Source organism: Dactylosporangium sp. NPDC000555 (assembly GCF_040300025.1).
GTDB lineage: Bacteria > Actinomycetota > Actinomycetes > Mycobacteriales > Micromonosporaceae > Dactylosporangium.
In genome coordinates, this window is sequence record NZ_JBEPDB010000024.1 from 90749 (window position 1) to 98750 (window position 8002).

The window sequence follows — 8002 nt, forward strand, 5'->3', positions numbered from 1 at the left end:
CGGCGGCAATAACGACTCGCAACGCGCCGGCGCGTACGCGCACGAGCTTCGGGCGTTCACCCGTCTGCTGGTAGCCGATCGCCGACGGCTCCGCTACGGCGCTCGTGGAAACGCGGGCCGTGCTTGCGGTCCCTGACATGGGCGTAGGCCATGAGCGCGAACAGGACCGTGAGCAGGACCGCGGACGAGCCGAGTGTGCCCAGGTTCAGGCCGCCCTTGGCGGCGGGTTTGGTGAGGAAGTCGCCGGCGGTGGCGCCCAGCGGCCGGGTCAGCACGAACGCGGCCCAGAACAACGCGACGTTCGGCACAACGGGAACGTACTTGAGGGCGGTCAGGGCCACGAGGGCCCCGGTGACGAGCAGGGCCCCGCCGCCGTAGCCAAGGCCGGAGCTGTCGGACAGAAAGTCGCCCATCGACGTGCCCAGCGTGTTGGAGACCAGGATCGCCGACCAGAACAGCGCCTCGCCGCGGAACGTGTCGATGTCACGGATGGCGAACGTCAGCCCGGTGTACCGCCACGCCACGAAGATGGCGATCAACAGCGCGACGAGGATCGCCGCGCCGGTCGGGTAGCCCAGTCCCAATCCCTGCGGCCCCCAGCCGAGCGCATCGGCGCCGGCGGGAAGGTACTTCGCGGTCGCGTCGCGGTTCATGAAGTCCGACATGGTCGTGCCGGCCATGCTCGTGGACAGAATGACCGTCCAGTAGAAGAAGGGGTTGTACCTGCGGGAACGCAACTGCACCAGCAACGTGACCACGAACATGCCGAACAGGGCGATCGTGGTGAGGAAGTACCCCAGCTTGAGGGTCTGGGCGAACAGGTCTCCGGCGGTCTCACCCAGGGTCGTGGCGGCGATCTTCATGATCCAGAACGCGAGGGTGACCTCGGGCAGCTTCTTCATGACGTACCGGCCGCCGTGGGTGAACTGCGCTTTGTTGGCGTCCTCGGCATGCTTCACGAGAGCTCCTTGCACCAGTCGGTCGTCGGACCCGGCAACAGCGGGCAAATTTGGGCAAATTTACGCCAAATTGGATAAGAAACGCCTGAACAGCACACACTCCCACCCTCAGGCTCGCCGGCCAAGCGGACCTGCAGCACTGGGAGACACCGCGACCCGTCGCCGACCACGCGCTCCTCGATCGGGCCGAGCCCGACCACGGCGACGACGGTCGCCCATCGCGACCTCGTCGAACAGCTCCTCGCTGCGGTGCGGATGCCGTACGGCAGCGGCCCGCCGGCGGCTAGAGCAGCGCTGCCCGCGATTGACCGAGCAAACCCACGGGTCGTGGCACTTCCACGCCTCATCAAGGAACCTGCTCGAAGCGGTCCGCCGCGGCGGCTTCGCGTCGCAGGCCGCCGCGCCCGCGACGAGTGGCTGGCGTGTACTGGTGAGGAGCGCACCGCCCGGTCCTGGACGGTGGAGCGGTGGCTGCGGTACTGGCTGTCCACCCGCACCCACCTACACCCCGCCAGCCTGCCGCACTACACCCGCGACGTCGAACAGGTCCTCATCCCCTGGCTCGGCACCCTCACCGTCGCCGACCTCGACGCGCCGCTGCTGCGTGCCAGATTCGCCGAGATCGCCAAGACCACCAACCGGCGCGGCCAACCCCAGTTCCCCCTCAGCGATGCAGCACCGCGCACCACCCTGTGCGCGGCACTCAACCTCGCCGTCCGCGAAGGGCTCATCGAAGCGAACCCGGCCAAGCACATCGAGATCCACGGCTACGGCCGCCCACCTCACCGACCGGCGGGTCGCGGCGGCCGATGCCCGGACACGGCCGAAGAAGGAGGCGGGTGGCGCAGGCCCGGGCCGGCCTGGCCGGGCTGCGGCCGAAACACCAGGACCGGCCGGTGACCGAACAGCGCATGGGCCAGACTCCGTGCGACCGTTCCTCGCGGCGATCCCTCGGCGCAGCAGTGAAAGCACCACTCGTCCAGCTCGACGACGCGGCACTCGATCGCCGCCGGCCCGCTCAATCCACTCCGCGACAGCCCGGAGGCCGAACTCCTCGAGGCGGCAGAACGTGGTCAGGTCGGGAGCCTGGAAGGTAGGGTGGAGCACATCGGGGTATTTCGGGTGGAAGGGGTAGGAATCTCCATCTTCGAAGACCTCGACCCTACCCAGCAACCGGACTCACCCACCACTACACCCTCAATTCGGGAAAGCTTGACGCAGCATGGGGCCACGTGTTGACTTGTGGCTATGGGACCGGCCTCAGCAGAAGAACAGGAACCGGTCGCCCGGTCGAATGGGGCTGACCGCCAGATTGTCGTTCCGTGGTGGTACTACGCAATAACCGGATTCATCGCAGGCGCTGCAGTCGTGGCAGCCGCTCTTCTGCCGCAACAGATCGCGGGCATCTCTCTCGTCGCTGCAGCCCTATTTGTGGGAGTGATTAGCCGTATCGCGGCGAAAGTCTCGGGAACTCGTCTGCCTATTCCGGCCAGCGCTGCCGGCGTCGGTTATCTGGTAGCCCTAGCGGTCGTGGTGATCGGGTCCTTGATCGTTGCATGGACCGTGGTGCGCCCTGACGGTCCTTCCTGGCTAGCCTGGATGCTTGCCACTGTCGTGCTTGTGGTCGCACTCAGCGGGACATGGGTGACTAAGAGGTCGCACAAATAGGTGGACGTTCATGGTCAGCGGGTGGGACGGGTGTCCCAGCGGTAGAGGGTCCATGCCTGGCGGATAGGGCTGCGTACGGTAATGATCGCGTCGGCGAGGTCGAAGTAGGCGTTGATGACGTCTTCCCTGCGTTCGTAGCAGCGTTGGAGCCGGTTGAAGGCGTTGTGCCAGGCATTGGTGCGCTCGACGTGCCAGCGTCGGGTGGCTTTGATGGGGGCTTTGACACCTTTGCGGGCGATCTCGCCGGTGAGTCCGCGTTTGGTGAGTGCGGTGCGGGTGGCGGCTGAGTCGTAGCCGGCGTCCAGGTGCCGGGCTGTACTCCGCGGCGCGACGGCACGTCTTCCCGCACCTGTCCGGGCTGCGCGTCAGGAGCGTGTCGACCACCGGAATCGCTGAGCTGACCGCCGCACGTCATACAGCCCGCGAAACAGCGCCACGCAACGCGCCAACAGCGAGCAGCACAGGCCCGGCCAGTGCCACGACGGTGCTCAGCGCACCGAAGACGTCAGGCCCGCTCTCCGCACCGGTCCCGACGATCACCGACGTGTACAGACGGCCGTCCCGCCCAGCGGCGCCGCCCGAGACACTCCCCCACGTCCACCACAAAGCGATCAGATCATAGAGGTTGACCGCGGCCGTCACGCCGAGCAGCGACGCACCAGCCCTCACCAACCAGCCGCGATCCTCCCGCCAGCCGGCAAGCGCCACCGTCGCTGTCCGGATCTACCGGGCGGGGCTGACGGTGGCGGTGAACTGGCCGGTGAACCCGGTGGCCGGCCGGTCCGGGTCTACGGGTTGCAGGTCGATGAGGAGGTCTTTGCCGCCGGCGCTCTGGTAGACGAGGTCGTCGGCGTTGGGCAGCCGCTGCAGGGTGGTGTGCTGGTTGTAGGGCGGCAGTTGTCCGACGGTTTCGTTGTGTTCCTCGGGCAGGTAGAGCTGGCTGGTGTATATCTCCCGTCCGCCAGCGTGGATCTTGAGATGAATGTGCACGCTGCGGGTGAAGTACCAGCCCGGATAGATGGTGTCGAAGGTTGCGGTGCCGTCGGCGTCGGTGTGCTGCAGGCCGCGCAGGAAACGCGAGTCGTCGGTCGGCGGGACATGAAAGTCGGAGGAATCGTCGTCCATCTGCGGGAGGGTGTCCGGGTTGTGGGCCAGGTGTCCGGAGTAGTAGCCGAGGGCGTCGCAGTGCCACACGTCGACGACGGCGCCGCTGAGGGGCACGCCGCCGGTGTCGCGTACCAGAATGCTCAGTTGTAGCGGGATGCCGGGGCGGCCGTCGGCGATGTCGCGGCGGAACAGGGCGTCGTGGCCGTGAATGTAGTACGGCCCCTCGGTGGTCTGCGGCGAGTCGCCGTCGGACTGCTTGCCGGCGCCGGCGAGCAGGTCGGTGGACGCACCGAACTGCGCCATGATCGCCTGGAGCGCGGCGACCTGGGCGTCGGCGGTGATGAAGTCGGTCATGCGGAAGACCTTTCGATGGTCGCAGGTGGGTGTGTGGTCAGCCGGCGATGATGTGCTCGGGCTTGTCACGTTGGGTGTGCAGTGCCCAGTAGACCTGGGCGATGTCGTCGGGGTCGGCGTGCGGGATGCCCGGGGCCGGTGGGGTCGCGCCGATGAAGAGGTTGATGGCGACGGTGCCGGCGTAGATTCCCTTGTCTGCGAGGGTGTTGTGCAGGTTGTGGGCCCAGTTGCGTAGGGCGGCCTGCGCAGCGTTGACGGTGGCCAGCACCGGGTACGGGCTGATCGCGCCACCACCGGTGGTGAACAGCAGCGTGCCGGCGCCGGCGGCAAGCATGCCGGGCAGCACGGTCTGGGTGGCGGTGACGGCGCCGTAGAGGAGTTGATCGATCTCCGGGCGCAGGTTGTCGACGGTGACCTCGTGCGGGAAGACCTGGTTGAAGCCCGCGTAGGGGGAGAACTCCAGGACGTCGATCCCGCCGAAGTGCGTGGCGGCCCGCTCGAGTGCCCCGGCCAGGGCCGCCTGGTCGGCGGTGTCGGCGGGGAAGCCCCCAGCGGTGATGCCTGCGGTGGCGAGTTCGGCGACCAGCGCGTCGAGCTTGTCCTTGCTGCGCGAGACGAGGGCGACCTGGAAGCCGTGACCGCCGAAGACCTTGGCGAGCGACAGTCCGAGACCGGGGCCGGCACCGACGATGGCGATGGTGGGCATGGGCGAAAACCCCTTTCGGGCATGGTGAGGAAACGCCTGACACCTGCTGTCAGATCGCGAAAAGAAGCACGTGTGGAGCCGGTGGCTACCGGTCGACGGCGCGGTTCAGAGGGCCGTCCGGGTCGGCTGCCTTGAGCAGGCGCTCGGCGATGACACCGAGCTGTCGCTGCTGAGATTTGGTGAGCGGGTCGAAGATGGTCCGCTGAACCTCGGCGACGTGCGCTGGGGCGGCAGCGGCGACCTTGTCCCAACCCTCGTCGGTGAGGGTGGCGAGGGTGTAGCGGCCGTCGGCCGGATCGGGCTTGCGGCGCACCCAGCCCTGGCGTTCCAGGCGGGTGACGACGTTGCCGAGTCGGGCCAGGGTGCTGGCGGTGTAGCCGGCCAGCACGCTCATCCGGTAGGTGCGATCAGGTGCCATGGACAGCGAGGACAGCACCATGTACTCGAACTGGCTGATGCCGGCGTCGCGCTGCATCTGCGTATCCAGCGTCGCGGGCAGCCTGATCAGCGCGTAGGCGAACAGGTACCAGATCCGCTGCTGCTCCTCGTCGAGCCAGCGGGGTGCCTCGGTGTCGTCCATGCCCCCAGCATAGCTACAAGCTTGTAGCCATTCCAGAGAGTTTTGACTTGTAGCTTGTAGCGAAAAGCTGCTAGCTTAACTACAAGCTTTTAGTCATAGACGGGGAGTTCGATAGACGATGCACGTCGCTATGTGGGTTGTCGCGGTCGTGCTGGCCGTCGTGCTCCTGGCCACCGGCACCATGAAGCTGGCCCGGACGAACGAACAGTTGGCGGCCTCCGGCCTGGGCTGGACCGCGGACGTCAGCACCGTGACGGTGAAGCTCATCGGTGCCGCCGAGGTCCTGGTCGCGATCGGACTGACCCTGCCCGCGGTGCTCGGCGTCGCCGAGATCCTGGTGCCTCTCGCGGCACTCGGACTGTATTGCTGATGGCGGGTGCGGCGATCACCCACGCCCGTCGCGGCGAACCGCAGATGATCGCCGCCAACGCGATCCTGCTGGTGCTGGCGGCCGTGCTCGCCTGGGCCGGTTCGGCCCCCTACCGCCTCTGACCATCCCCGCGAATCATCGCGGGCCTTCCCCGCGCACCCAGGTTAAGGACCACATCATGCAGAACATCATCGTCAGCGGCGGCAACAGTGGCATCGGGCTCGAGTCCGCCCGCGGCCTCCTGCAGCACGGCCACCACGTCGTCATCCTCGGCCGTGACCCGCGTAAGGGCGAGTCCGCCCTGGCCTCCTTCGGCGCGACGCGCGAACGGGCCTCGTTCGTGCAGGCGGACCTGTCCACCCACGACGGCGTCCGCCAGGCCGCCCGAGAACTCCTGACCGCGCACGAACGCTACGACGCGATCCTGCACACCACCGGTGTCATGACGTTTGAGGATCTGCGCACCGCCGACGGCCTACACCCGTTTTTCACGGTCAACTACCTCAGCCGTTACCACCTCACCCAGCTCCTGTTGCCCGCCCTGCGTTACGCCGAACACCCGCGCGTGGTCATGATGAGCGCTCATGTACCCCTGACGACCCGGATCGACATGGCCGACTTCCCGCAGTACACCCCGTTCAGCTTCACCCGGATGCGCAAGCCGATCCAGATCGCGAACCATCACTACGCAGCTCACCTCGCCGCCACCGAACCCGGCCTGCTTGCCGGCGTTGTCAACGCCGGCACCGCCCGGACCGACATTTTCCGCATGCAGCCGCGCTGGATGCGCACCACCGCCGCCGTCCTCGGACCGCTGTTTTTCGACTCCATCGACAAGGCCGCCCACAACGCCATCAACGCCACCGGTCGCCAGGACTGGCCCACGAGCTCCTACTGGCGAAAGACCGGAGACTTCAGCCACCCGACACCGATCAGCCTCGACGCAAGCCAGACCAGCACCGTCATCGCCGCCTCCCGCGACCTGACCAGCGCCTGACCCTTCGGACCGAGGACCACCGATTCCGCAGCCCCCGCCGGCTACCCGCTCACCATCCCTGCCGGCTCGCTCCTCGCGCTGGTCCTCGCCACCGGCGAACCCGACCCAGCCCGATTCCCCGATCCCGACCGCACCGACAACGCCCACCTCGGCTTCGGCAGCGGCTTCCACGCCAACTTCGGCGCCCCACTGGCCCGCGTCGAGGCGCAGGTGGCACTGCCCGCGCTCGCCCGCCGACTGGTCAATCCCCGGCTGGTGGCCGATCCGCCGCCATACCGACCCCGCCCGGAACTCCGCGGCCCCCGCCACCTCCCGATCGAGTTCGACACCATCGCCCCGGCGGCTGAGACGGCGCCCCGCGGACACGCCATGCGGCCGGCACACGGATAGAACCCGCGGTACCGGCCGTCGGTGCTCGGACCAGACCACCCCGACACCCTCATCACCCGCCGCAACCGCTTTACTGCCAGTGCGTTGGTAAGCGGGATTGAAGCGCCTGGTCCACGGGGTGTGTGATCAGGCGGGGACGGCCGGTGCCGTGACCGGGGTGTCCGACACCCGGTCACGGCCGGCCCGTGTCCGCCGCAGCGGTCCTGACAGATGCCATCGGCGGCCGCCGTGGCTCAGGTGCGGGTGGCGTAGGCGTTCACGGCGCCGACCACGTCGACCGTGACCCGTTCGCCAGCGATGTACGCCACCGTGGCGTCGGCGCGGGCGTCGAGCAGGGTGCCGTCGGGCAGTTCCACGGTGAGGACGGTGTCAGCGCCGAGGAATCCGCTGGCGCGGACGACGGCGTTGCCACCGGCGGCAGGTGTCACGCGGAGCTGTTCGGGCCGGACGAACACGGTGGCGTCGCCGTCCGGGCACGGCTGCGCGACACGGAGCGTGCCGAGCGTGCACGACGCCGCGCCGGCGTCGACCTTCCCCGGCAACGTGGTGCCGGGGCCGAGCAGCCGTGCGGTGTCGAGGTCGACCGGGGTGGCGTAGATCTCGCGGGCGGGTGCGACCTGCGTGAACCTGCCGTGGGTCAGCACGGCGACCTCGTCGGACATCGACAGCGCCTCCGCCTGGTCGTGGGTGACCAGCAGCGTGGTCACCCGTTCGGCGCGCAGGGCGTCGGCGACGGCGGTGCGCGTGGCCGACCGCAGGGCGGTGTCCAGCGACGAGAACGGCTCGTCGAGGAGTACGAGCGCCGGGCGGCGGGCCAGTGCCCGGGCGAGCGCGACCCGCTGCTGCTGCCCGCCGGACAGCTCGTGCGGAT

10 protein-coding genes and 2 pseudogenes are annotated in these 8002 nt (G+C 68.3%); 4 read left to right on the forward strand and 8 right to left on the reverse strand.

The features are described from left to right. Positions 1-56: 56 nt before the first annotated feature. Positions 57-959 (reverse strand): COG4705 family protein, encoded by a 903-nt coding sequence (locus ABT297_RS17400; RefSeq protein WP_350550161.1) that lies wholly within the window; start codon positions 957-959, stop codon positions 57-59. A gap of 327 nt (positions 960-1286) precedes the next feature. Here ABT297_RS17400 and ABT297_RS17405 point away from each other — a divergent pair, with 327 nt between their 5' ends. Then, a complete protein-coding gene (locus ABT297_RS17405; protein WP_350550186.1) occupies positions 1287-1859 on the forward strand; it encodes a site-specific integrase in 573 nt (190 codons plus the stop codon). Here the strand turns inward: ABT297_RS17405 and ABT297_RS17410 are convergent. From ABT297_RS17410 to ABT297_RS17435, 6 genes and pseudogenes are all read right to left on the reverse strand, one after another. Next, a pseudogene (locus ABT297_RS17410) lies at positions 1850-2066 on the reverse strand (ISL3 family transposase); the annotation flags it as partial. The gene ABT297_RS17405 and the pseudogene ABT297_RS17410 overlap by 10 nt on opposite strands. A 575-nt stretch (positions 2067-2641) precedes the next feature. Beyond that, positions 2642-2935: pseudogene (locus ABT297_RS17415) on the reverse strand (IS5/IS1182 family transposase); the annotation flags it as partial. Positions 2936-3038: 103 nt separating this feature from the next. After that, complete coding sequence (locus tag ABT297_RS17420; protein ID WP_350550164.1) at positions 3039-3335, reverse strand: hypothetical protein; 297 nt, start codon at positions 3333-3335, stop codon at positions 3039-3041. Positions 3336-3350: 15 nt separating this feature from the next. Then, entirely contained in the window at positions 3351-4088 is a 738-nt protein-coding gene (locus tag ABT297_RS17425) for a dioxygenase family protein (RefSeq protein WP_350550166.1), read from the reverse strand. Positions 4089-4125: 37 nt separating this feature from the next. Beyond that, a complete protein-coding gene (locus ABT297_RS17430; protein ID WP_350550169.1) occupies positions 4126-4794 on the reverse strand; it encodes an SDR family NAD(P)-dependent oxidoreductase in 669 nt (222 codons plus the stop codon). Positions 4795-4879: 85 nt separating this feature from the next. Beyond that, a complete protein-coding gene (locus tag ABT297_RS17435) occupies positions 4880-5374 on the reverse strand; it encodes a MarR family winged helix-turn-helix transcriptional regulator (protein ID WP_350550171.1) in 495 nt (164 codons plus the stop codon). Positions 5375-5504: 130 nt separating this feature from the next. On the opposite strand from ABT297_RS17435, the gene ABT297_RS17440 reads away from it, so the two are divergent. From ABT297_RS17440 to ABT297_RS17450, 3 genes are read left to right on the forward strand one after another with little or no spacing between them, the layout of a single operon-like run. After that, positions 5505-5744 (forward strand): DoxX family protein, encoded by a 240-nt coding sequence (locus ABT297_RS17440; protein WP_350550174.1) that lies wholly within the window; start codon positions 5505-5507, stop codon positions 5742-5744. Next, positions 5744-5866 carry a hypothetical protein gene (locus ABT297_RS17445; protein ID WP_350550177.1) on the forward strand — a complete coding sequence of 41 codons (123 nt, stop codon included), beginning with the start codon at positions 5744-5746 and terminating at the stop codon, positions 5864-5866. Before ABT297_RS17440 ends, ABT297_RS17445 begins: the two co-directional genes overlap by 1 nt. Before the next feature lie 56 nt (positions 5867-5922). Continuing rightward, complete coding sequence (locus tag ABT297_RS17450; protein WP_350550179.1) at positions 5923-6741, forward strand: SDR family NAD(P)-dependent oxidoreductase; 819 nt, start codon at positions 5923-5925, stop codon at positions 6739-6741. A 623-nt stretch (positions 6742-7364) separates the two neighbouring features. On the opposite strand, the gene ABT297_RS17455 is transcribed toward ABT297_RS17450, so the two are convergent. Then, positions 7365-8002 (reverse strand): ABC transporter ATP-binding protein (locus ABT297_RS17455; RefSeq protein WP_350550181.1); only part of this gene is annotated, 638 nt, incomplete at its 5' end.